General features: G+C 60.0%; 22 protein-coding genes and 1 pseudogene. 11 read left to right on the forward strand and 12 right to left on the reverse strand.

What is annotated here, in order from left to right; translation table 11 throughout:
• From GYH29_RS13420 to GYH29_RS13475, 11 genes and pseudogenes are all read left to right on the forward strand, one after another.
• On the forward strand, positions 1-387 hold the full coding sequence (locus GYH29_RS13420) for a hypothetical protein (protein ID WP_161523314.1): 387 nt from the start codon (positions 1-3) through the stop codon (positions 385-387).
• Positions 388-399: 12 nt separating this feature from the next.
• On the forward strand, positions 400-711 hold the full coding sequence (locus GYH29_RS13425; RefSeq protein ID WP_161523955.1) for a hypothetical protein: 312 nt from the start codon (positions 400-402) through the stop codon (positions 709-711).
• Between the two features lie 18 nt (positions 712-729).
• Positions 730-1,434: a hypothetical protein gene (locus tag GYH29_RS13430; protein WP_161523956.1), complete on the forward strand. Its 705-nt coding sequence runs from the start codon at positions 730-732 to the stop codon at positions 1,432-1,434.
• A complete protein-coding gene (locus GYH29_RS13435) occupies positions 1,427-1,933 on the forward strand; it encodes a hypothetical protein (RefSeq protein WP_161523957.1) in 507 nt (168 codons plus the stop codon). Before GYH29_RS13430 ends, GYH29_RS13435 begins: the two co-directional genes overlap by 8 nt.
• A 193-nt stretch (positions 1,934-2,126) precedes the next feature.
• The gene (locus GYH29_RS13440) at positions 2,127-2,336 is read left to right on the forward strand and encodes a hypothetical protein (RefSeq protein WP_161523958.1); all 210 of its coding nucleotides are present in this window, start codon (positions 2,127-2,129) and stop codon (positions 2,334-2,336) included.
• 1 nt (position 2,337) lies between these two features.
• Positions 2,338-2,622: a hypothetical protein gene (locus GYH29_RS13445; RefSeq protein ID WP_161523959.1), complete on the forward strand. Its 285-nt coding sequence runs from the start codon at positions 2,338-2,340 to the stop codon at positions 2,620-2,622.
• A gap of 31 nt (positions 2,623-2,653) precedes the next feature.
• Complete coding sequence (locus GYH29_RS13450; RefSeq protein ID WP_161523960.1) at positions 2,654-3,145, forward strand: hypothetical protein; 492 nt, start codon at positions 2,654-2,656, stop codon at positions 3,143-3,145.
• Positions 3,146-3,374: 229 nt separating this feature from the next.
• Positions 3,375-4,550 (forward strand): tyrosine-type recombinase/integrase, encoded by a 1,176-nt coding sequence (locus GYH29_RS13455; protein ID WP_161523961.1) that lies wholly within the window; start codon positions 3,375-3,377, stop codon positions 4,548-4,550.
• 245 nt (positions 4,551-4,795) lie between these two features.
• The gene (locus GYH29_RS13460; RefSeq protein ID WP_161523962.1) at positions 4,796-5,569 is read left to right on the forward strand and encodes a PDC sensor domain-containing protein; all 774 of its coding nucleotides are present in this window, start codon (positions 4,796-4,798) and stop codon (positions 5,567-5,569) included.
• Between the two features lie 133 nt (positions 5,570-5,702).
• A pseudogene (locus tag GYH29_RS13465) lies at positions 5,703-6,496 on the forward strand (GGDEF domain-containing protein).
• 78 nt (positions 6,497-6,574) lie between these two features.
• Entirely contained in the window at positions 6,575-6,781 is a 207-nt protein-coding gene (locus GYH29_RS13475; protein WP_019104626.1) for a hypothetical protein, read from the forward strand.
• A gap of 68 nt (positions 6,782-6,849) precedes the next feature.
• Here GYH29_RS13475 and argS read toward each other — a convergent pair whose 3' ends face one another.
• The 12 genes from argS to GYH29_RS13535 all read right to left on the reverse strand — a co-directional run bounded on the left by argS (position 6,850) and on the right by GYH29_RS13535 (position 22,798).
• On the reverse strand, positions 6,850-8,568 hold the full coding sequence (gene argS / locus GYH29_RS13480; protein WP_019104627.1) for an arginine--tRNA ligase: 1,719 nt from the start codon (positions 8,566-8,568) through the stop codon (positions 6,850-6,852).
• A 167-nt stretch (positions 8,569-8,735) separates the two neighbouring features.
• Positions 8,736-9,770 (reverse strand): MBL fold metallo-hydrolase, encoded by a 1,035-nt coding sequence (locus GYH29_RS13485; RefSeq protein WP_161523963.1) that lies wholly within the window; start codon positions 9,768-9,770, stop codon positions 8,736-8,738.
• 112 nt (positions 9,771-9,882) lie between these two features.
• Positions 9,883-10,722 (reverse strand): ABC transporter permease subunit, encoded by an 840-nt coding sequence (locus GYH29_RS13490; RefSeq protein ID WP_019104629.1) that lies wholly within the window; start codon positions 10,720-10,722, stop codon positions 9,883-9,885.
• Entirely contained in the window at positions 10,719-11,627 is a 909-nt protein-coding gene (locus GYH29_RS13495) for an ABC transporter permease subunit (RefSeq protein ID WP_081574983.1), read from the reverse strand. The genes GYH29_RS13490 and GYH29_RS13495 overlap by 4 nt, the downstream gene beginning before the upstream one ends.
• Before the next feature lie 314 nt (positions 11,628-11,941).
• Complete coding sequence (locus GYH29_RS13500) at positions 11,942-13,036, reverse strand: polyamine ABC transporter substrate-binding protein (protein WP_043593021.1); 1,095 nt, start codon at positions 13,034-13,036, stop codon at positions 11,942-11,944.
• A gap of 675 nt (positions 13,037-13,711) precedes the next feature.
• Complete coding sequence (trhP, locus tag GYH29_RS13505) at positions 13,712-15,055, reverse strand: prephenate-dependent tRNA uridine(34) hydroxylase TrhP (protein WP_019101452.1); 1,344 nt, start codon at positions 15,053-15,055, stop codon at positions 13,712-13,714.
• 33 nt (positions 15,056-15,088) lie between these two features.
• On the reverse strand, positions 15,089-15,508 hold the full coding sequence (locus GYH29_RS13510) for a hypothetical protein (protein WP_019101451.1): 420 nt from the start codon (positions 15,506-15,508) through the stop codon (positions 15,089-15,091).
• A 166-nt stretch (positions 15,509-15,674) separates the two neighbouring features.
• Complete coding sequence (locus GYH29_RS13515; RefSeq protein ID WP_019101450.1) at positions 15,675-15,890, reverse strand: hypothetical protein; 216 nt, start codon at positions 15,888-15,890, stop codon at positions 15,675-15,677.
• Between the two features lie 32 nt (positions 15,891-15,922).
• Positions 15,923-16,756: a ferritin-like domain-containing protein gene (locus GYH29_RS13520; protein WP_039754871.1), complete on the reverse strand. Its 834-nt coding sequence runs from the start codon at positions 16,754-16,756 to the stop codon at positions 15,923-15,925.
• A 234-nt stretch (positions 16,757-16,990) separates the two neighbouring features.
• Entirely contained in the window at positions 16,991-20,845 is a 3,855-nt protein-coding gene (locus GYH29_RS13525; RefSeq protein WP_052052180.1) for an ATP-binding protein, read from the reverse strand.
• 10 nt (positions 20,846-20,855) lie between these two features.
• Positions 20,856-21,587 carry a response regulator gene (locus tag GYH29_RS13530; RefSeq protein ID WP_081574981.1) on the reverse strand — a complete coding sequence of 244 codons (732 nt, stop codon included), beginning with the start codon at positions 21,585-21,587 and terminating at the stop codon, positions 20,856-20,858.
• Positions 21,584-22,798, reverse strand: a complete 1,215-nt coding sequence (locus tag GYH29_RS13535; protein WP_019104180.1) for an EAL domain-containing response regulator — start codon at positions 22,796-22,798, stop codon at positions 21,584-21,586. Before GYH29_RS13535 ends, GYH29_RS13530 begins: the two co-directional genes overlap by 4 nt.
• Positions 22,799-22,960 lie beyond the last annotated feature (162 nt).

Here is a 22,960-nt window from a genome sequence, read left to right on the forward strand (position 1 = left end):
ATGCATACACCGGAACCGTGGTGCGTGGCCGAAACCTACGACAACGATGGCCATCTGGAAACCGTCATCAGTGCCATGGGAGATCAAGCAGCCGTGGCAGTTGCGTTGGACTTCGGAGCCAACAATCCCCGAATGAGAGCCGCGAACTGCCGCCGCATCGTGGCCTGCGTCAACGCCCTGAAAGGTGTCCCGACTGAAGCGCTGGAAGACGGCGGCCAGATTCGCCTTGCCGTTGATAAGCAGGTCGCGAAGAAGCTGGCAGAGCATTCCCAACTGCTCGCCGCACTCGAAAACCTGCTGGCTACCGTAAAGGGCGACAAGCCGGGGGCGTTTTCCGATGCCGAACGCCAAGCACTGGCCGCAATTACCGCGGCAAAACTGGAGTAAGGAGGCATGACAATGCAACAGAACCTGATCGACGCCGCGCGCGCCGTCATCGCAGCCGACCGAGCCGGCGAGCTGACCGACGAACTGATCAACGCGCTGGAGAAGGAGTTGACGCGCGCCGAGACACCGCGCGGCCGCGGCCCCTACGGCGTAGACACCGGCTATTTCGACCGCAAGCTGGCGCGCGTCATCCCGGCGCTGGACAACTACACGCCGGCGGATCTGGCGCGCGAGTTCGCTCGAATGGCCGCTGTTGCTGACCGTGATGCGGCGCTCGCAGAGCTGTCCCACTCCTCCCATGACCATCCCGCAGAGCGACGGTAACGCCATAGGAACTACACCATGAAATCTCTCTTCATCGGCGGCCCTGCCGACGGCAAACACATAGACGTGGCAGACGGCCAGGTGCAGGTCAAAATTCCCCCGCCATTGCCTGCTCTGGAACGCATCACCCACGCTAATGCCACGCCGAAGAACACCACGTTTGAAGACGTCCCCTACTACGCGGGGAGGCTTCGGAACCACAGAGGCGAGTCCTTCCGCGTTTTTCATACGCGCGACATCGAAGACGTGGTCAACGCGCTGATTGATGGCTATCGCCAGCCTTTGCATGATGTTGATCACCTCGCAGCAGAGTTGGAAAACGCCAAACACGAACTCTCCGTTCTTGCCAAAGCCATCCGCAGCGCTGCGGTTAAAGCCGGCATCTGCCGCGCCGATGCGGCATTGACCGGCCCGCATCTGCTGATGCTGTGCGATGACCTGGCTGAGGCAGCCCGAGAGGTTCCGGCCGGCGAGCCGGTGGCGTGGCGGTACATCCGGCGAGCAAATGGCGAAGTGATTCTTGACTCCATAGAGCTGAGGCCTTGGAAGCCTGAACTGTTGGAAGACATCCGCCAGCACTACGACGTCGAGGAAATTCCGCTCTACGCCGCACCGCCAGTTCCTGCATGGAAGTCATACAAGCAGGGAACGCTGGATTTTGTTTATGGCTGGAATTCATGCCGAGGCGCAATGCTGGCCGGCAAGGAGAAGCAACATGACTGAACTGGAAAAGCAGCTGTTCGATGCACTGAAGCATATCTCTAGCGCGATTGAACGCCAGCTGGAATTGATCGCTGAGCGGGCGCCGGGTCAGATTCTCGATAAGCGCCCGGTTGTTCAGGCGCTGAGGTCGCATGCTCAAAAGGCAAACGCCGCCATCGCAGCCGCCGAGGCCGCTCCGCAACCGGCCCAACAGCCAGCATTCCTACAGGTATATCGCGCCAAGCTGAAATCTAGAAAGCAGATGGAGAGAGACATCCCGCCAGGCATGCGCGGCTGGTGGTTCGACGTTTCTGCTGGATGTGAGCTGCGCTTGCGCCAGGCAACTCAGTCGGATGTAGACCGTTGCACGCTGGCAGACGAAGCGAGCCGCAACCAGGACGACTATATGTGCGAAATATTCGAGCGAGGCTCTCTAGTCTCCAAAATTGCCATCGAATTCATGAATGCGGAGCGGAACGTATTTGTAGCCGCGCCGCAGCCGAAGGAAGGGGGCGAGTGATGGCGTGCGAGCACTGCACTGGGCTGGAGGGAATCCCGCTGTATCCGAATTACGGCCACGCCCCGCACGTCCACACCAGTGGCGGCACAGTCTTCGTCGGAGAGCCGCCTGACAACTTCGTCCCTGACCCGGACGCGCCGGGCCTGGGAACCTACTACTGCCCGAGCTGCAAGGCAGGCATGGAAGGAGAGATATGAAAACCGCAGTTGAACAAGGCGCGGCGTTGATCGGCCGCGAGGTCAAGATTGGCGAGCGGCAGGGCACGATTGAAGCAGTTCGCAAGGGCCGGCCGCTGACCGACATCTACACCGAGGCGGTGGACAGCGACACCGTTCAGTTCCAGCTGCGTCTGGCTGGCGGCCGTACTTGGTGGAGTGACAGCTACCCGCGGAAGGAGAGCTAACATGCTGACTCCTGACGAGTTGGATGCAATACGCGGCGCTGCGGCAAATGGTTTCGTAATGTCGCAAGCCATCATCGCCCACATCGACGGCCTTGCAGCGCGCATCGCCGAACTGGAACTGGACGCTGCGCGGTACTTCCGCCTTCGTGACGGACTTGTCGCCCATGCCAAAGGGTTTGAGCACTACGTCGGAAATGCCGTTGGCGAGGTGCTGGCCAGAGGCCTGCCAACAGAGCAGATGCTAGATGGCATTGACGCGGCCATCGACGCTGCTATGACCACCTAGGCCGCCACCGAGCGGCCTTAATTTTGAGGTGATGATGATCCCCGATCAACGAGTTATCCAGCTGGCCGGCGAGCACGGGCTCGCGTTGTCCGGTGCCGCCGTGCAGGGCAGCCGCCACGCCCTCCTCCAGACCATCCGCTCCGCCGTTGCAGAGTCGGTCCCTACCACGCCATTCCATCTGCAGCTGGTCAACGAGATCCGCGACGAGTTGCTGGCCGCCACCGCGCGCGCTGCGCAGCTTGAGCGCGATATCCAGACCCTGTTGCAGATGACCGTCGGCGGAGTCCGTTGGCCGGAGGGGCAAGACGCCGCGGCCGTTGCCCACTACATCGCGCAGCTGCGGCAGCAAAACATCCTGGGCGTTGACCAGCTGAAGCCCGGCAATCGCTATTGGGCACGCTGCGGCCCGCCGATGAAGTGGGCGCTGATCGATGTCAGCCACTTGGAAGGCATCCGCTACGGGATGAAGGACTGGGAGTTTGTCGGCCCCGTTCTTCCACCTACGGTTGGCACGGTGGTTTAGCGCCAACTGGAAACTAGTATTTGACTAATTATGAGACTGCTTCGGCGGTCTTTTTTATTTTGAGGGCAACCATGTATAGGTTCGTCACCATCGAAAGGTTTGCAGAGCAGACCGGATATACGCCGGTTGCCATCAGAACCAAAATCCGGGACGGCATTTGGAAGTAAGGTGTCGTTTGGAGGAAAGCGCCTGATGATCGGGTGCTGATTGACACGGAGGGTTATCAGGAATGGGTACAGAACGGGAGTACGACGGCGTTCGGGCCGCTTCGGCCTCAACGATCGAAATCGATTTCTACTATGCGGGAGAGCGCTGCAGGGAGCGGATCAAGCTTCAGCCCACCCCCGCTAATATGAAACGCGCGGCCCAACACCGGGCCGCCGTTTTGATTGCAATTGAGCAAGGTACTTTTGATTACGCAACGACATTTCCGAATTCGAAACGAGCCTCAACATTGGCGAGAGCGACTTCTGGCAAAATGTTGGCGAGCGACTATTTAGTTATCTGGCTAGAAAAGAAATCATTGACTATTAAGTCAAGCACAATAAATGGATATCGGAAAATAATTTACGGCCACTTAATTGCCACCCTCGGCAATGATTCATTGGCTGATGTTTCTCGAAGTTCTCTGAGGGATAAATTCTCCAACATCGCCTGCAAGAATAAAACCCTTGCCAATATTCAATCTGTTTTACGGGCCGCATTAACAGATGCACTTGAGGAGGGCTTAATAAGTTCCAATCCAATTGCAGATTGGACTTACCGAAAGGTCGAGCCACCGAAATTAAGCGATGATATCGATCCGTTCACCTCAGAAGAACAAAACCGCATCTTGCAAGCATGCGAAGGGCAAGCCCGAAATTTCATTCAGTTTGCTTTCTGGACTGGTCTGCGCACATCTGAAATAGTTGCGCTTGATTGGTCTGATGTCGACTGGACAAGAAAGGTTATCAAGGTCAATAAGGCCATAACCCAAAAGTCCGGAGAAGCTGAGGACACAAAGACCAGGGCGGGACGAAGGGAAGTGAAGCTTCTAGCCCCTGCTCTATCGGCGCTGATAGATCAAAAGCAATTCACTTATCAACAATGGGCGGAGATTTTCCAAAACCCGAACACGGGAGAACGCTGGACCGGAGACCAGCCAATCCGCAAAACGATGTGGACTCATGTTCTGAAGCTCGCCCATGTTCGTTACCGCTACCCCTATCAAACTCGCCACACCTACGCATCCATGATGTTGTCCGCCGGCGAGCATCCGATGTGGGTTGCAAAACAGATGGGGCACGCTGACTGGGGCATGATCAGGAAGACGTATGGACGTTGGATACCCTCTGAAGTTGACGATGCTGGCAGCAGAGCAGTAGCTATGTTTTGCAAGGGCTCCAGTGAGGACGGCGAATCATAAAAATGGCGCGCGGTCTGGTTTTGGTCAGCATTACCGCTATCGCCTTTTATCTGCGCGGCTTTCCGCGGGTTCGATTCCCGCCGCCTCCACCACAACACCATTTCATGACGCGTCATGAAAACTCAGAAACCCCGATAGCCCACGGCTTTCGGGGTTTTTTGTCGTTTTGAGCCACCCTTTTCGCAAGGCGCCCCAAATACGCAGCCAATCTATAATCCAATCGTCCTCACCCCCGCAAAGCGACCATGCCCCGCATGCTCCCAAGCTTGCCCGACAGCTTCCGGCTGCGACTGACCGCGCTGTTCGGCGCGCTGTTTCTCGCCACGGCGCTGCTGGCCGCGCTATCCCTGGACCACATGCTGAGCAGCCGCATCGTGCAAAACCAGGGCGAAGCCATGCATGCGCTGGCGGACAACATCGCCAAGGCTATCGCCGCCAATCTGCAGGAACGTTATCGCGAAGTCGTGCTGCTGGCTCAGACCCCCGCCTACGTTCGCGCGCCGCTGGACAGCGACGATCTGCGCAAAAGCCTGGAACGCACCAAACGCGCTTATCGCTACTATGCATGGATAGGCATTGCCGACCCTGAAGGCAATATTGTTTCCGCCACCAGCGGCATGTTGCAGGGCCAGAGCGCGGCCAAACGCCCCTGGTTCATCCATGGGCGCCATGCCCCTTTGTCGGCGACATACACCAGGCAGTGCTACTGGCCAAGCTCATTCCCTCCGCCTCTCGCAACGGAGAGCCGCTGCGCTTTGTCGACTTCGCCTCCCCGATTTACGACTCCGAGGGCAAGCTTCGCGGCGTTCTGGCCACGCACGCGCTCTGGCCTGGGTGGAAGAAACGTTACGAGAACGGCTGCCTGCCAAAAAATCGCAACAAGTCTTCATCATCGACCAGCACAACAATATGCTGTCGCCGTTCGAAGCAATCGGGAAGGAGCGCGCGTCCGCGCCGCTGACCGCCGGGCGGGACTTCCACCTAGGAGCCTGGCCCGACGGCGAAGACTATTTGTATAGCGAGGCCTGGGTCCGTGAAGCTGGACTCAACTGGCGCGTGGTCGTCCGCCAGCCGCGACAGCAGGCGCTGGCGCCCCTGAGCCAATTGCGCATTAGCCTGATCCTGCTGGGCCTGGCCGCCACCTTGCTGCTGATGGTTGCCGTCTACCGGCTGGCAGCCCTGTTCAGCCGGCCTCTGGAACAATTGGCCGACATTGCCCAACGCATCGGCCAGGGGGACGAACACGCCGACTGGACGCTGGCCAGCGGCGCTCAGGAATTGCGCTTGTTGTCGCAAGCAATGCGGAACATGGCCACAGCCCTGCTCGCCCGCAAGCAGAAACTGACTGACATCAACGCCAAACTGGAGCAACTGGTGGAGGAGCGCACCGACTTCCTGCGCGAGGTCAACCACGAGTTGGTGCGTACGGCCACACGGCTGGCGCAGCAGGCGCGCAGCGACGCGCTTACCGGTTTGAACAACCGCATGGCCTGCAATGAGCAACTGCGGGAAGAACACCTGCGCTACGGACGCAGCGGCATGCCTTATTCAGTGCTGCTACTGGACGTAGACCACTTCAAGCGCGTCAACGACAATTTCGGCCACGACGCCGACGACCGCGTGCTGCGTCACATCGCTCAACTCCTGAAAACCACCGCCGCCTTACGGATTTCACCGCTCGCTACGGTGGAGAAGAATTCTTGCTGCTACTGCCCGATACAGACAACAGGGGCGCCGCGGTGCTGGCTGAGAAAATCCGCGCCGTCGTCGAATGCTCGCAAGCTCCGGATGTCGGCCAGGCCACGATCAGCATCGGCCTTGCCATGGCCAGCCCCGCCGATGCCCAACCCGAAGCGGTGGTGAAACGCGCCGACCAGGCGCTTTACCGCGCCAAGGCCAATGGCCGGAACCAAGTTGCGCTGGACACAAAGAGCGGAGCATCTTGAAGCCCCCCAGTCAATGTCATGACAAAGACATCGCAATCGGCGTAGACTGCCCTCCGCCCCCATTCCAAGGATGTGAACATGAAAAAGCAAACGCTATCCGCCAAATACCGTGTTGAAGTGGGACGCGGCGACACGGCCATGCCGGCCGGCATGGCCAAGGTGCTGGAAATGCTGGGCGCCTCCATCCAGCCACCGGCGAACAAAGCAATGGGCGTAGAAGAGGCCGCCCCGACTGCGGACGCAAACGGAGAAACCAAGGTCGGCAAAGCACCCGCCGCGCCTTGAACTCCCTCCCCATGAAAAATGCCGCTGGCGCGAAGCGCGGGCGGCATGCTTGAGCCGGGGAAACCGGTTTACATCGAATCCAGCACCTTGATGCCCAACAGATCCAGACCGGTTTTCAGCGTCTTGGCTGTCAGCGCCGACAACTGCAGACGGCTGGCGCGGACGTCGCCCTCGCTCTTCAGGATGGGGCAAGCCTCGTAGAAGCGCGAGAACAGCGTGGCGATGTTGTACAGATACTGGGACAAGTAGTGCGGATAGCAGCCGTCCACCACCGCCTGCAAGGTATCCTCAAACTGAGCCAACGCCGCGGCCAAGTGCTTCTCCGCCGGCTCGGTAATGACGATGCCGGCATTGGCGTCGTAGTCGCCTGCCTTGCGGAATACGCTTTGCACTCGGGTGTAAGCGTATTGCAGATAGGGCGCGGTATTGCCCTCGAAGGCCAGCATGGTGTCCCAGTTGAAGATGTAGTCGCTCATGCGGTTCTTGGACAAGTCGGCGTACTTGACCGCGCCGATGCCCACGGCCGCGGCGATCTCGCGGCGCTCGGCTTCCGGCAGATCCGGATTCTTCTCCGACACCAACGCGAACGCGCGCTCTTCGGCCTCCTGCAACAGCTCGATCAACTTGACCGTGCCGCCGGAGCGGGTCTTGAACGGCTTGCCGTCATCGCCCATCATCACGCCGAAACCGACATGTTCCAGCTTCATGCTGTCCGGCGCGAAACCGGCCTTGCGGCAGATGGAGAACATCTGGGCGAAGTGCTGACTCTGACGCGCGTCCACCACGTAGATCACGCGGTCAAGGTTCAGGGTTTTATGGCGGTAGCGCACCGCGCCCAAATCGGTGGTGGTGTACAGATAGCCACCATCCTTTTTCTGGATGATCACGCCCATGGGCTTGTCTTCCTGGGTGCGGAACTCTTCCAGGAACACGACTTGGGCGCCGTCGTCCTCGGTCAGCAGGCTGGCCGCGCGCAACTCCTCGACGATGACCGGCAGATCGTCGTTGTACGAGGATTCGCCGCGCACATGCTCGCGCTTGAGACCGACGTTGAGCTTCTGGTACACCGCTTCGCAATGCTTCAGCGATACGTCGACGAACTGCTCCCACAGCTTGAGCACTTCCTGGTCGCCGCCTTGCAGCTTGACCACGTAGTCGCGGGCGCGGTTGGCGAAATCTTCGCTTTCGTCAAAACGCACTTTGGCGTTGCGATAGAAGGTTTCCAGGTCGGACAGCTGCAGCTCGGCGTCGCCGGCGTGGCTGGTTTCCACCAGGTAGGCGGTCAGCATGCCGAACTGGGTGCCCCAGTCGCCCACGTGATTGGCGCGCACCACGTCGTGGCCGACAAATTCCATCACACGGGCCAGCGCGTCGCCGATGATGCTGGAACGCAGGTGGCCGACGTGCATTTCCTTGGCCAGGTTGGGCGAGGAGTACTCCACCATCACGCGCTGCGGCGCAACGCGACGGATGCCGAGCTTGTCGTCTTTCAGGGCGGCTTCGCTTCGTCGGGCAAGATATTCAGGGGCTAAATGAATATTGATGAAACCCGGACCGGCGATTTCCACCTTGTCGGCGATGCCGGCAAGATCCAGCGCGGCAACCACTTTCTGGGCCAGTTCGCGCGGGTTGGTCTTAAGCTGCTTGGCAGCGCCCATCACGCCGTTGGCTTGATAGTCGCCGAATTCCGGCTTGGACGCCGGCTGCACCACGGCGGGCGCGTCCGGCGCGCCGGCTGCCGCCAGGGCGGCCTGCACCCGTTGATTGATCAGTTGAAGAATAGTCATTAGAGCCCCAAGAATTGCCGCGAAAACGAAAATTAGTCTTCGCTTCTGAAAAAAACTACTTGTTGATTGTATTCCCGCTTGCCATCAGGGGCAATGCTTGCAGCCAAGCCGCATCGGTAAAATAAGCCTCAAACGACGACGTTTGGGATTTACTGCCAAGATCGGACTCAAAACCAGCGTGTTTCGCCCATGGCCGGCCGTTTAAAGACCTCCGGCGAGATATTCCATAGCGCTAGCGCGGCGGCAAGATCGTCCTGCGGGCGATCCAGCGGCTCGTCGGTAAGGATGAAACTGCCCCAATGCACTGCCCAGGCGGCTCGCGCCCCGGTGTCCAGCAAAATTCGCACAGCCTCCTCCGGATTCACGTGCTGCGGACTGAGAAACCAGCGCGGCTCGTAAGCGCCTATCGGCAACAAGGCCAGATCCACCAAGCCGATGCGTTCGCCTATCAGCCGGAACAGCTGGTCCTGATAACCGGTGTCGCCTGGATACCAGAACTGCAGCCCATCGCCGCGCACGGCGAAACCACCCCACAGCGCGCGGTTTTCGTCGCCGAACATCCAGCGCTTGCTCCAATGGTGAGCCGGCGTCAACTCGGCCTCCACGCCGTCCAGCCGGTAACACTGCCACCAGTCCAGCTCATGGATGCGCGACGCCGGCACGCCGGCGTGCCGCAGGATCACTCCCACACCCAGCGGCGCGACGAAGCGCGGGCAAGCAGCCGCTTGGCGCGCCAGCCGGCGCACGGTGTTGAAGTCGAGGTGATCGTAATGATTGTGGGTGATCAGCACCAGATCGATCGCCGGCAGTTCCTGCAAAGCCATCGGAGGAGGCGACTGCCGCTCAGGTCCAGCCCACTGAAACGGCGAGGCGCGTTGCGACCAAACTGGATCAATCAATATGTTCTTGCCGCACAACTGTATGAAGCTAGTGGCGTGAGCCACCCAAGTCAGCGAGGGCCGCTCTCTGTTACCATTCAACGCCGCCAGCTCCGGCACCCGCCGCGGGATGCGTTCCAGCCGGTGCCGCACAGCCGGCATGCGGCGGCGCTGCCATTCCCAGCGCAAGACATCGGCCAGCTTCGGCTGCTGAAAAGGGTACAGATTACGGTAACCGTCCGCTCCATGATGGGGCAGTAGCGGATCGGGCCGATACACCGGCAGCGGCCAGCGATGCCGCAGCCAGGATTTCAATCGCGACATGACGTCACCATACCGAAAAGACTCCGGCATTGTCGCCGATGAAAAGGGAAAACAAAAGACGGCCGGCTCCGTCGTCCTGCCGCTCGATAGCGCCGGCCCGCCCCGCTCTCAATTAGCCTTGAGCGAAGGCCAGCTTCATTTCACGCTCGCGCTTCCGCTCCGCCGCGCGCATATAGAAGTTGGCGGCGATGACGCCGACGGAAACAAAGAGAATGAACAAAGTGGCCAGCGCGTTCATTTCCGGATTCAAACCCAACCTCACCCGCGAAAAGATCACCATCGGCAAGGTGGTCGAGCCAGGACCAGACAGAAAGGCGGTCAGCACCAGATCGTCCAGCGACAACGTGAACGAGAGCAGCCAGCCGGAAATCAACGCCTGCGAAATCAGCGGCAACGTAATCACGAAGAACACCTTCAACGGCCGTGCGCCCAAGTCCATCGCGGCCTCTTCCAGCGAAAGATTGAGTTCCCGCACTCGCGACTGCACCACGATAGCGACATAGGACACACACAACATCACGTGACCTATCCAGATGGTGAACACCCCCCTTCCCTCCGGCCATCCAAAGGCCTGCTCCATGGCGACGAAGAGCAGCAACAGCGAAATGCCCTGGATCACTTCCGGGATCACTAGCGGCGCGTTGATCATGCCGGCAAACAACGGGAACATGCGGAAACGGCCAAAACGCGCCAGCACGAAACCGGCCCACGTGCCTATCACCACCGAGGCGGTGGCGGTCATCAGGGCGATCTTGACGCTAAGCCATGCCGCGTTGATCAGCTCTTCGTCCTCCAGCAAAGCGGCGTACCACTTGGTGGAGAAGCCGGACCACACCGTCACCAACTTGGACTCGTTGAAAGAGAACAGAATCAACAGCACGATGGGCAGATAGAGAAAGGCGTAGCCCAGGCCCAGCACCAGAAAAGACAGCGGCTTGTTCGGCTTGATCATTTCGCGGCCTCCATATTCTTGACTTGGTAGTGCTGGAACAGCGCCATCGGCACCAGCAACAGCAGCACCATCGCGCAGGTCACCGTCGCCGCCATCGGCCAATCCATATTGTTGAAGAACTCGTCCCACATCACCCGGCCTATCATCAGCGTATCGGAGCCGCCCAGCAGTTCCGGAATCACGTACTCGCCCACCGCCGGAATGAACACCAGCAAGCTGCCAGCGATGATACCGTTCTTGGACAACGGCAAAGTGACTTGAACAAAGGCCTTCCATGGCTTGGCGCCCAGATCGTAGGCGGCCTCCAGCAAGCGCAGGTCCATTTTCACTAGATGCGCGTACAAGGGCATGATCATGAACGGCAGATAAGAGAACACCATGCCGATATACACCGCCCAATTGGTGTGGTACAGCCGCAGCGGAGTGTCGACGACGCCCAGCCACAGCAGGAACTGATTGAGGAAGCCGTCGTTCTTCAGAATGCCGATCCAGGCGTAGACCCGGATCAGGTAGGAGGTCCAGAACGGCAGGATCACAAGCATCATCAGGGTATCGCGCGCGCGATCGGAGGCGCGGGCGATGTAGTAGGCCATCGGGTAGCCGATCAACAGACACAGCACCGTGGAGACGAAGGCCATCTTCACCGAACTGATGTAGGTGGCGAAGTACAAGTCATCGCTGAGCATGAACTTGTAGTGGCTGATATTCAGCGCAATGGTGAAGACATCGTCTTCCAGCTTGGTGAGCGGGGTGTAAGGCGGAATGCCCAGTTGCTGCTGCGAGAAGCTGATGCCCACCACCAGCAGGAAGGGCAATAGAAAGAATACGAACAGGAATAGAAACGGAATGCCGATGACGGTAGTTCGTCCGCTGGGCAACCATCGTTTTAATTTGAGACTTTTCATATCAGCACCACGTGGCCGGCGCGTTCCGGCTTGGCTTGCATTGCTTGTTTTACCGACGGCCCGGCCCGTCTGATGCGGGCCGTGGCTCGGCGGCTTCCTCTTGAATTCTCCTAGGAGTCCGGCCGGGCCACTGTTTGCAAGGCCAGGATGCCGGCTCCAGACCACCCACAGCCGGCTGCTGGATGGCCCGGTACATGCTCTCCATTCTGCGCCGGACGCAAGCACCCGAGGGCACCGCGCGGCGCGGTCCCGGGGTATCGAGTCGGCATGAGTTTGTCAGGCCCGGCGCGGCGGAAGCCGTCCGGGCCCGGCGGTCAATGACCGGTCTTCAACTGCGTCCACAAACGGTTTTGCAGGCGCATGATGTCGGTCGGCAAGGGCTTGAGCAGGAACAGCGTCTTCACCACCGCGTCCGGCGGGTACACCGCCGGATCATTGGCGATTTCCGGCTTCACGAATTTGCGCGCGGCGGCGTTAGCGGTGGGATAGAACACTTCATTGGTGATCGCGGCGTTGACTTCCGGCGACTGGATGTAGTTGATCCATTTGTGCGCGGCCTCGGGATGCGGCGCGTCCTTGGGCACCACCATCACGTCGAACCACAGCGGCGCGCCGGTCTTGGGTATCACATAGGCCAGCTGGTAGGGCCGCTTGGCCTCGCGGGCGCGGTGCTTGGCGATGTTGATGTCGCCGGAGAAGCCCAGCGCCAGGCAGATGTCGCCGTTGGCCAGGTCGTTGATGTAGCCCGAGGAGTTGAACTGGGTGATGTAGGGGCGGATTTTCTTCAGCGCTTCGAAAGCGGCCTGGTAGTCGGCGGGGTTCTTGCTGTTCGGATCCTTGCCCAGATGGTGCAAGGCGACGGCGAACACGTCGTTGGCCTGATCCAGCACCGACACGCCGCAGCCTTTCAGCTTGGACACGTATTTGGAATCGAACAGGATATCCCAGCTGTCCAACGGCGCGTCCTTGCCCAGCGCCGCCTTGACCTTGTTCAGGTTGTAACCCAGGCCGTCGGTACCGTAGGCCCAGGGAACGCCGTGCGCGTTGCCGGGGTCCGCGTCGACGATCTTAGCCATCAGCGCCTTGTCCAGATTGGCGAGATTGGGCAGCTTGGACTTGTCCAGCTTCATATAGATGCCGGCCTCGATCTGCTTGGCCATGAAATTGGAAGTGGGCGCCACGACATCGTAGCCGGCGCGGCCGGTCAGCATCTTGGCCTGCAAGGTGTCGTCGCTGTCGTAAACGTCGTACTTGACCTTGATGCCGCTCTGTTTTTCAAATCCGGGGATGGTGGACTTGGCGATGTAGTCCGACCAGTTGTACACATTCAGCGCCTTGTCCTTCGCCTGCGCGCCCATCGCGGGGAGCAGCAGCAGCGAACAAAACAGATTGCGAGCCAGCTTCTTCATGACAGGTTTCCTCAATGGAAGGCCGCGGCCGGCGTAGGCCCGGCCTGACCGACGACAAGTTCAGCGCCGCCCTCTGCGCCCGTTGCCGGGCCATGACGCCGCTCCCTCTCCCCTGGCGGCGAAAGCCGCTCAAGGCCAAACGCGATGTCGGCGCGCCGAAGCGCCGCTGCCGACCGCTGCGGACGACGAGCGCCGCTTTGCCAACTTACACCGCATCGCGCGCGATTCCAGCTGTCCGTTCGCTACGATTTGTAAGAACCGGTCCGCGAAATCGTGGACAGCTTGCAAAGCGTCAAGGTGCCAATATGGCCTGCGCGCCACTGGAACGACGACGCGCGAGCCGGGGAAACCTGTGCGGAAAGCCGGCTGGCTCGCCCTGGACAGGCGGTGGCCGGCATCCATCGTCTCCTCTTTTGTCTCTCATTTCTCCGCGCCAAGCGTGTGTTTAATAAAATTCACACATCTATCTGTAACGCTCTACCTTTTTAACCATGTTTTTAGAACCGTGCAACTTTTATCGATGCTGCCGCGCAAAAAAATAAACACGCCCGCCACAGACTGTGCTCACGTCGTTAACTATGTTCAACATAAGAGCCTGATGAGGCCGGCGCTCCGCCATAAAAAACGGGCGGCCGCAATGGCCGCCCGTCAGGCGCAACTCCGCGTCGGCACGGTTCAGAACAAACGCGCCAGCAAAGCCTTTTCCTTGCCCTGCATGCCCGGGATCTTGACCTGCATGCCGTTGCCGGCCGCCACGCTCACCGGCTGATCGTTGCGGGTCATCTGCGCCAGTTCGATGATCTGGTTGCCGCTGGGATGAATCACTTCGATGCGGTCACCCACCGCGAAGCGGTTTTTCACCTCGATCAGCGCCCAGCCTTCGGCATCCACGGACAGCACGTCGCCAACGTATTGGCTCTGCTTGGCCTTGGAATGGCCGGTGATGTAATTCTGATACTCCTGCGTCTGGTGGCGCTCTAGGAAGCCCGGGGTGTAGCCGCGGTTGGCGAGGCCATCCAGCTCAGCCAGCAAGCCGAGGTCGAACGGGCGGCCGGCCACGGCGTCGTCGATGGCCTTGCGGTATACCTGAGCAGCGCGCGCCACGTAGTACAAACTCTTGGTGCGGCCCTCGATCTTCAGCGAATCCACGCCGATCTTGGCCAGCTTCTCCACCTGCTCCACAGCGCGCAGGTCCTTGGAGTTCATGATGTAGGTGCCGTGCTCGTCTTCGATGATAGGCATCAATTCGCCGGGGCGGCTGCCTTCTTCGATCAGATAGGTCTTGTCCGCCAACGGATGACGCTCGGCGCCGCCGCAGGAGGCGAAGCTCTGGTTGGCCTCTTCCAGGGCCTTGTTGAAGTCGAACTTGATGGTCTGCACATCGCCGGCATCATCGCCCTGGGTATCATGCACCTTGTAGTCCCAGCGACAGGCGTTGGTACAGGTGCCCTGATTCGGGTCGCGATGGTTGAAATAGCCAGACAGCAGACAGCGGCCGGAATAGGCGATGCACAGCGCGCCGTGCACAAACACTTCCAGTTCGATGTCCGGGCATTGCTGACGGATCTCGGCGATTTCGTCCAGGCTCAGCTCGCGCGACAGAATGATGCGCGACACGCCCAGCTTCTGCCAGAACTTGACGCCCATGTAGTTGACGGTATTGGCCTGCACCGACAAATGGATGGGCACTTCCGGCCACTTCTCGCGCACCATCATGATCAGGCCTGGATCGGCCATGATCAGCGCGTCCGGCTTCATCGCGATCACCGGCTCCATATCGGCCATATAGGTCTTGATCTTGCTGTTGTGCGGCAGGATGTTGCTGGCGACGAAGAACAGTTTGCCGCGTGCGTGGGCTTCGTCTATGCCCTGCTTCAGCTCTTCCAGCTTGAAATCGTTGTTGCGGGCGCGCAGGCTGTAGCGCGGCTGGCCGGCGTAGACGGCGTCGGCGCCGAAGTCGTAGGCGGCGCGCATCTTGTCCAGCGTGCCGGCCGGCAGCAGAAGTTCCGGTGCTTTCATTGTTTATTCTGGTGAGGTTCGTTGAGCGAGGGCTCAGTGCAGCAGACAGGACATCGGCAACGGCTCGCGGTCCGGCTCGACAAAGCCTTTGCGCGCCGACTCGTCGTCCAGGCGCTCTGAAGAATAGTGTTGCAGGATCACCGCGCGGGGGTCGGCCAGCATGTCCGGGCAGTGGCTGGCGAACGCTTCCCAATCTTCCAGCAACTGCGGCTGGCTGGCCATCCGGCTGTACAGAATCACCAGGATGGCCATGGTCAGGGTGTGGTGGTACTTCATCGCCGCGCCGTTCACCATGGCGAAACGGGACAGCGCGCGCGCGCAGCGGGCGGCGGCCTCCGGCGCCGGATATTGGCGACGATAGGCCCAGGCGGCGTACAGATGCGCGCGATGGTTGAAGTCGGATGCAGGCAGCGCGTTGGTTTCCAATTGGCGCAGGAATGCCTGATGGTCCATGACTCGGTTTCTCCGAAAATTCCAAAAAGCAAAGGCTCCACCCAATGTGGAGCCCTGACCCTTATCGATACGGGGGCGATTATGCGCGGCCTGCCGGTGCCAGTCAAGTCCGCTCGTCGTCCGCAATCAACACTTTAAGCCGCTGTTTTAAAAATCCTTTTTTGGTTTAAGGTCTTTTCGCCAATGCCAGCAAAGCGCTGAACTGGCAGATAAGGGCCAGCAACATCGCCAGCGGACACAAAATGGCCAGCAACGGGCCGGGACCGCCGTCAAAGCCGCGCCACAGCGCCGAGCTGAGCGCAAAGATCAAGGTGCTGAGCAGCAGCACCGTCATGGCGAAGCGCCGCTGCTTTTGCATCTTCTTAAACAAATTCAATAGCATATTTCGTCGTTCCAGGTAAGGCCGCCGGCAGTTTAGCCGGCTGAAGCGGTGTCGTCTTCGCACAAGGCGCGCAGCGCTTCCAGCTCCCTGACTGAAAACCCCGCCCGCTCGCGGGCTGCCAGATTATAAGCCCCGCGGTAAAGCTGGACATCGTGGCGTCGCAGCAGTTCCTGAAAACACGTCTCCGGCTCTAGGCCGCGCTGTCGGCACAGCCGGCCAAACCAAGCGTTGCCGATGCGCACATGCCCCACTTCCTCGCGCAAGATGATGTCCAGCACCGCTACGCTCGCGTGATCGCCGATGCCGGCCAGCCGACGCTGTATGCCCGGCGTCACGTCCAGACCGCGGGCTTCCAACACTCTGGGCACCAGAGCCATGCGCGCCAGCGGATCGTAATCGGTCTTGCAGCTCATCGCCCACAAACCGTTGTGGGCCGGGAAATCCCCGTAGTCGTGCCCCAGTTCCCGCAGACGCCGCAGCAACAGGGAAAAGTGGCGCGCCTCTTCCGCTGCAACCTGCAGCCAATCGCTGACGAAAGCATCCGGCATCGCGCGGAACCGCCAAGCGGCATCCAGCGCCAAGTTGACAGCGTTGAATTCGATGTGGGCGATGGCGTGGAGCAAGGCAGCATGCCCCTGGCGCGTGGACAGGCTGCGCTTGGGCACCTTGGACGGATGCACCAGCTCCGGCAGCGGAGGACGCCCAGCCTCGGGCAACGGGTATGGCGGCGGCGCATCCGCGCTGCGCGGCAGCGCGTCGACGCGCCAGCCGTGCAAGGCCTCAACCGCCAGCGCCATCTTGCGCTCAACGTCGCGGCACAGCAGCGCCGCTTCCAACTGTGGGTAAAGTGATGTCGGCTCGCTCATGGCTGGACATTCTAGCCGACCTTGGCGCGCCTCTGTATTTGTTCAAAGTCTAGCGAGCAAAGGCGAAGAACGACTGACAGAGCGGAGCGGGTAAAGCAGCTGTTCTCGATCTCGCGAGCTAAAGCGAGACAAGGCGAAAGCGAGTGAAAAAGCGGAATGTACGAGTGGTTGATGAGCATTTCGACACGCTACTCATCGCGCCATATCTGATGAAGCGCAATAAACGACAGACCCTCATGCCAAATTGGTTTCATTCTGCCGGGCCATCCAGGCGTCAAACTCGGCCAGCGCCGCGTCGAAGGCCGGCATTAGAACCATCACCTGCTCCAACGACTGGGCCTTGCCCGCCTTTTCCACCGCTTCGGCGGCGGCGCCCAAAGCATTGACGCCCACCATGCGGCTAGCGCCCTTGACCCGGTGGGCGGCGAAACTGACGCGGTCGCTTGAGCCTTCGGCGATGGCGCTGCGCAGTTCGCCCACGTCCTCGGCGTTGCCCTGCTGGAAGTCTCGCAGGATTTCCAGTTCCACTTGCAGGTCGCCGTTGCTGTACACCTGCAGAACGGAGCGGTCCACCGGCCCGTCCTCCGGCCCCGCCGCGGCAGGCGGCGGAGGCCCGGCTTCCGGAGCGCCCTCCGTCGTCGTCCATTTTTGCAAGGCGGCGGACAGCTCCGCGATCGACAGCGGCTTGGTCAGGAAATCATCCATGCCCGCGTCACGGGTCTTGTCCAACTCCTCCTTGGCGGCGTTGGCGGTGCAGGCGACGATGGGAATATGGCCCCGAGCCGCTTCCTCTTGCTCTTGCGCGCGCACCAGCCGCGCCAGTTGATAACCATCGATGCCAGGCATGTGGCAATCGGTCAGAATCATCGAGTAGCGGCCGGTTTGCCATTTGGCGAAAGCCTGCTCGCCGTCCTCGGCCCATTCTGCCGAATAGCCCAGTTTTTCCAGTTGCTTGAGCGTGAGTTTGCGATTGGTCGGGTTGTCCTCGGCAAACAGAATGGGCAGCACGCGCTGCTCCGGCGAAGGCGCCGCGGTTTCGATCTCCTCCTCGCGCGGCGTCTCCGCTGGCACGTGAACCTGGGGCAGGCTGACCGGCGCCACCACCTGTTCCGACCACTCCGCCTCCAGCAACAGACGCGCGCAACTGCCCTTGCCTAATTCGCTTTCCAGCTCCACATGGCCGCCCATCAAACCGGCCAGCCGCCGGCAGATGGCAAGCCCCAGACCGGTGCCGCCAAAACGCCGGGTGGTGTCGGAATCCGCCTGGGTGAAAGGCTGGAACAACCTGGATAAACTGTCCTCGGTCATACCAATGCCACTATCTTCCACCTCAAAACTGAGCGATTGATAATTGGCCATGGTGCTGAGCACCTTGACGCGAATGATCACCCCGCCCTGAGTGGTGAATTTGATCGCGTTGCTGATGAAGTTTTGAAGAATCTGCCGTACGCGCAAGGGGTCCAGCACCAGCGTCGGCGCCAGTTGTTCATCCACTTCCAGCTGAAAATCCAAGCCTTTCTTGTAGGCGTTTTCCTGGTACAGGCTGCGGATACTCTCCAAAAACGGCCGCATCGCCGTGGGCGCGGTAACGATCTCCAGTTTGTCGGCCTCGATCTTGGAAAAATCCAAAATATCGTCGATCAAACGCAATAGCGTATGCGCGGAGTCGTGTATCGTGGCCACCGCGTCCCGCTGCTCGCCGTCCAGCCGGGTCATGTTCAACAGCTCCAACATGCCCAACACCCCATTCATCGGGGTACGAATCTCATGACTCATGGTGGCCAGGAAGGCGCTCTTGGCGCGGTTGGCGGCATTGGCCTGGTCACGCGCCATGCGAAGCTCGAACTCGGCCATCTTGCGTTCGGTAATGTCCAGGCATGCCAGGATCATCACACCCTCTACCGTTTCCGTCGCCACCATCTGGCCTTCGAACAAGACCCAAATCGGGAGGCCGGCGCCGGTAAAGCACTCCAGTTCACAGTGAACACGCGTGCCTTGCCGCATTTGCTGCAAATGCTCAGTCAGCTCAATCCAGGCTTGATCCGAAGCCATCAACTCCATCAAGTGCATGCCAACCAGGCCATAGACTCCAACATCGAAAATCATTTCCGCCGTCTGATTGGAGCGGGAAATCTGCAATTGCTCGTTCAGGCGCAACAAACCCACGGGGGACGAAGCAAACACCGCCTCCTCTTCCTGAAGTACGGTGCGCAACTGCGCTTCCGACACCTTGCGCCGCGCCTCCTCGTCGTAAAAACCCAGGATATTGGCGTAAGCGCCGATCAGAGGCTGCATGCCTACACCCAACCGGTACACGTCCGGCTGTTGCATGCATACCGCGGCGGCGACATCGCCTCCCAGCATCACCGGCAGGGAAATCCAAGTGGAGCGCTCGCTGAGCAATTGGAACAATTGACTGAGCGGAGCGGCCGCATACGCCACTTCCGACAACGGCGGCAACTCCGGCGGCCATTGGCCAGCCTGCAAGCACAAGGACTGCCCGCCCTCATCCAGCGGTGACCAAGCCACCAGCAGACATTCGCGAGCGCCAGTATGGTGGCAGAACACGCGATGCAGTTCTTCAAACACCTTGTCGCGCGGCTCTCGCGCCAACAACATGCCCTCCACCACAGAAATCGCGGACAACAACTCGACGCTGCGCTCCAGCGAGGTTTCCGCCTGCCGTCTTTGTTGTTCGTTGCGTACCGTGAGCATGCGCCAGCCATGGTCCCGGCTATTGCTGAACTGGCTAAGGGAAATCGCCACATAGAAACGCTCGCCGTTAGCGGACAAGCCCTCCCCGGACAACGCCACCGTTTCTTGATCATTCAAAGCCTGGGTCAGGTGCGCCGCGCCGCCCGGCACCTCCAGCAAGCTGTAGACCGACATGCCGTGCAGCGCCGCCTGAGGATAAACGAACATTTTGCCGGCCCCGGCGTTGGCGATCTCGATCCGCCCGTTGCGATTGACAATCAGCACCGCATCGCCGGAAGCATCCAGCATATGCTTCAAGGCGGACAGCGGCCGCAGCACGCGGCGCACCATGTAGTACAGCAACACCAGCATCAGGCCCAACGCCAACACGCCGAACAGTCCATCGCGCACCATGCGGAACAAATTGACTCGCCGGCTCTCGTCAATGCGATCGGCCGTCATCCGTTCCACCATGTCGAAGATGCGCTGCAGCTCCCCGTCCAGCTCCGCCAAACTGGCGTGAAAATCCGTGGCCTGATCGAAGGGCTGGGCGCCGTCGATCTGCTCGAGCTGCAGCTTAACCACCAATTGCAGCTTCAGCGTCAGGGTAGCCAAATTGGTGAACTCGGCTTTCAACGCATCGTCGTGCACCCCCAGGATCACTGGGCGCAGCTGCTCCACCATCAACATCGCGGAGCTTAGCCGGAAGGCCAGGTCGTCCTCGATGTCGCGGTTCATTCTATGCCCCAACTGCTCCCGCATGATGAGCGCCACCACGTTGCCGCGCAATTGGCCGCCCAACTGCCACAAGCTCTGCTTGATCATCATCAGGCTGTTGAGGGTGGGGTCGCCCTGGCTAGCCAGTTGCGCCATGTCCGCGGCCAGAATGCCGCCGGCCTCGTTGCGCATCCGCGCCGTGGCCAAGTACAGCAAATTGCTCAAAGACTCATTCTGAAAGTCCGGCCGACTCAATGTCGCGGAAGATTCCTCACGCAGCACTTTGAAATCGTGGGCCAGATTGCTCAACCGTGTCTGGCTGGAAGCGTCCATCCCGGTCATCACGGGAATGGAGGCCAACGCCACGTCGAACTTGGCGTCAGTATTGCGGGCGAGCCCGCTTAGCTCCTCGCGTTGTTGCAGCGTCGGCGGAGATTTCGCTGTCAACAGCAGGCGCAGCTTGCTGCTTTCCAGGTTTTCCGAGCTAACCGCCTGATACAAGGCCGAAATATCGCGATTGAGCTCGGCCACGTGCCGGGCCGTGCGATAAGAGTCCCAGGACTCGTTCAACAACCGCAGAATGGCCATTGCCTGCAACACGCCGAGCAACAGCACGATCAGGATGACCGCTCGGCGGATGGATTTGATATGGTCCTGACGCGACCTGGCAAACTTCATTGACGGCCACTCAATGTTCGCGAGACGATTCGGCTTCGGCCTCGGAAATCTCCTCGACGAAAAGCCTCAATACGCCGTAGCGATCGCTGAAATCACGCAATACCGTGATCTGGTTGGCGGAGATGGCCGCACCGCGCGGCAGCAACAAATGGCCGTTTTTACTGAACAGGTCCTGAGCCAGCACCGCTCCGGCCTTGACCGTCAGCAAGCTCACCGCAGTGCCCGACGGTGCCTCTGGCAGAGCGGGAGCGTCGAACAGCCGGCCAAAGACCTTGCGATCATATTCGGTGCCGGTGGCAACGCCGTAGTAGCTGAACGGATCGATTTCCGGCCGCTTGCGCTGCATCGCCGCCACAATCGCCTTCTCGACATCGGCCGGTTTCGGCGGCTTGACCACAAAGCCGTCGGCGTGGAGCTGACTGGCCAGCACCACATTGCTGCGATCCGCATGGCCGGACAAAAACACGAACGGCAGGTTGGAAGGATTCATGGTATGCCCGCAGCGCAATTCCTTGAGCAGGTCCATGCCGTTCATCGGCGCCATCTGCACATCGCACAGCACCAGGTCCACCATGCGGATGTCCAACAACCGCATCGACGCGGTGCCGTCCGCGGTTTGAAAAATGGCGTCCGAACGCATGCCCATGGTCTGCAAAGCTTGGCTGATCAAGGAACGCACCAGGGTTTGATCGTCCACGACCAATATCCGCATCCGCGAAAAATCCACTGTCGCAACGCTCATCCCGCGCCTCCTTCCGCCGCCGCGGTTTCTTGGCTCCGCCGCAAATAGTCGCTTAACTCGTTTTCACGTACCGGCAAGGCCATACAAGCGCCCTGCACGCGAGGACATCCCATCTCCTGAGCCAGCGCGACGTCCTCTTCCTCATCGACACCGCTTACGGTAATTGCTCCCGGCGGCAAACCGTAAATACGCAAAAAACGCAGCGCCTGCGGATCCGCTCCCAGCATGGTTCTTATCCATCGCAGGGATTCGATGGGGATGTTCACATGGTCGAATGGCAGCTTGAGCATATTGCTCTGGGTCAGCGAGCCGGTGCCAAAGTGATCGGCAATCAGCCGGAACCCCAGATACTTGATCTTGGCGACATTCTCGAAAGACTGAGCCGGCGATTGCTGTCCTAGGCCCTCGGCCAACTCGAAGCCCAACAACCGCGGCGGCACGCCTCGCTGCTGCAACAGAGAATGACAGTGATCAAACAGGTTTTCACTCTCCAGGCAGGCTTTGTCGATGCGCGCATTGAAACCGCACTCTTCACCCAATCCTTGTTGACGCAAGCCGGCCAGCAGGTTGGCGATGCGGGCCACCAACTCCTCCAACACCAGCGCGGAAATTCCCTTGCGGCGCGCCAGCACATTGAACAGCCCCCCGCTCCACTCCACCCGCCCTTGCGGCCGGATCAGCGCCGTCACGTCAAAGCCTGCAAGCCGGTGGCCGGGCAAGCTCAAGATCGGCTCAAGCTCAAGCTTGAACTCGCCGGAACACACGTCGGCGAAAAAGCTCTCTACTTCCAGTTGCTGCACCTGGTAGGCGCGCTCCAGATCGTTGAAAATGCTGTTGAGCGCGGTGAGAAAGGATTCCGCCGAATACGGCTTGGACAGAAAACGGGTGCTGCCTATGCCCAGGCTGCAAGCCATCTCGCTGATAGTGTTCAGAGTCTTGCCGTCATAGCCGGAGATGATCAGCAACGCCGCCTGGTAACCGAGCAAAGCCACGTGTTTGATGAAGTCGATGCCGTTCATGCCCGGCATGCCGATATCAGTGACAATCAGATCGTAGCTGTTCTCGCCGATGCTGCGCAGCGCCTCAGCCGGATCGCTGAACTCATCGATGGCCACTTCGTAACGGCTAAAGAAGCTGGCCTGACGAGAAATCAATTTCCGCAACACCAGCTGGTCTTCAAGAATCAGAAACCGCTTTGCTGGCAAGCCCATGGGATCTCCCCCTTGGCATCGCGCGCGGGCACTCTGCCGGCCGGCCGCAACCCAATTTAAATACGACATTCGAGTAATATTGATATAGGTCGTTAAACCCGCGGCCACAACCACAGCTTGCAATCTTCTCCCGCGCGAAGTTCCGCTTGTGCAATTGCCGCC

It is taken from the genome of Chromobacterium haemolyticum (assembly GCF_009936155.1).
GTDB lineage: Bacteria > Pseudomonadota > Gammaproteobacteria > Burkholderiales > Chromobacteriaceae > Chromobacterium > Chromobacterium haemolyticum.

Bases quoted from the DNA above. Each gene is read 5' to 3' on its own strand.
- GYH29_RS13525 (WP_052052180.1), bottom strand. From the start codon at position 20,845: ATGAAGTTTGCCAGGTCGCGTCAGGACCATATCAAATCCATCCGCCGA.
- GYH29_RS13440 (WP_161523958.1), top strand. From the start codon at position 2,127: ATGAAAACCGCAGTTGAACAAGGCGCGGCGTTGATCGGCCGCGAGGTC.
- GYH29_RS13435 (WP_161523957.1), top strand. From the start codon at position 1,427: ATGACTGAACTGGAAAAGCAGCTGTTCGATGCACTGAAGCATATCTCT.
- GYH29_RS13520 (WP_039754871.1), bottom strand. From the start codon at position 16,756: ATGAGCGAGCCGACATCACTTTACCCACAGTTGGAAGCGGCGCTGCTG.
- GYH29_RS13450 (WP_161523960.1), top strand. From the start codon at position 2,654: ATGATGATCCCCGATCAACGAGTTATCCAGCTGGCCGGCGAGCACGGG.
- GYH29_RS13510 (WP_019101451.1), bottom strand. From the start codon at position 15,508: ATGGACCATCAGGCATTCCTGCGCCAATTGGAAACCAACGCGCTGCCT.
- GYH29_RS13490 (WP_019104629.1), bottom strand. From the start codon at position 10,722: ATGATCAAGCCGAACAAGCCGCTGTCTTTTCTGGTGCTGGGCCTGGGC.
- GYH29_RS13495 (WP_081574983.1), bottom strand. From the start codon at position 11,627: ATGAAAAGTCTCAAATTAAAACGATGGTTGCCCAGCGGACGAACTACC.
- argS (WP_019104627.1), bottom strand. From the start codon at position 8,568: ATGACTATTCTTCAACTGATCAATCAACGGGTGCAGGCCGCCCTGGCG.
- GYH29_RS13445 (WP_161523959.1), top strand. From the start codon at position 2,338: ATGCTGACTCCTGACGAGTTGGATGCAATACGCGGCGCTGCGGCAAAT.
- GYH29_RS13425 (WP_161523955.1), top strand. From the start codon at position 400: ATGCAACAGAACCTGATCGACGCCGCGCGCGCCGTCATCGCAGCCGAC.
- trhP (WP_019101452.1), bottom strand. From the start codon at position 15,055: ATGAAAGCACCGGAACTTCTGCTGCCGGCCGGCACGCTGGACAAGATG.
- GYH29_RS13455 (WP_161523961.1), top strand. From the start codon at position 3,375: ATGGGTACAGAACGGGAGTACGACGGCGTTCGGGCCGCTTCGGCCTCA.
- GYH29_RS13530 (WP_081574981.1), bottom strand. From the start codon at position 21,587: ATGAGCGTTGCGACAGTGGATTTTTCGCGGATGCGGATATTGGTCGTG.
- GYH29_RS13430 (WP_161523956.1), top strand. From the start codon at position 730: ATGAAATCTCTCTTCATCGGCGGCCCTGCCGACGGCAAACACATAGAC.
- GYH29_RS13460 (WP_161523962.1), top strand. From the start codon at position 4,796: ATGCCCCGCATGCTCCCAAGCTTGCCCGACAGCTTCCGGCTGCGACTG.
- GYH29_RS13500 (WP_043593021.1), bottom strand. From the start codon at position 13,036: ATGAAGAAGCTGGCTCGCAATCTGTTTTGTTCGCTGCTGCTGCTCCCC.
- GYH29_RS13475 (WP_019104626.1), top strand. From the start codon at position 6,575: ATGAAAAAGCAAACGCTATCCGCCAAATACCGTGTTGAAGTGGGACGC.
- GYH29_RS13420 (WP_161523314.1), top strand. From the start codon at position 1: ATGCATACACCGGAACCGTGGTGCGTGGCCGAAACCTACGACAACGAT.
- GYH29_RS13535 (WP_019104180.1), bottom strand. From the start codon at position 22,798: ATGGGCTTGCCAGCAAAGCGGTTTCTGATTCTTGAAGACCAGCTGGTG.
- GYH29_RS13485 (WP_161523963.1), bottom strand. From the start codon at position 9,770: ATGTCGCGATTGAAATCCTGGCTGCGGCATCGCTGGCCGCTGCCGGTG.
- GYH29_RS13515 (WP_019101450.1), bottom strand. From the start codon at position 15,890: ATGCTATTGAATTTGTTTAAGAAGATGCAAAAGCAGCGGCGCTTCGCC.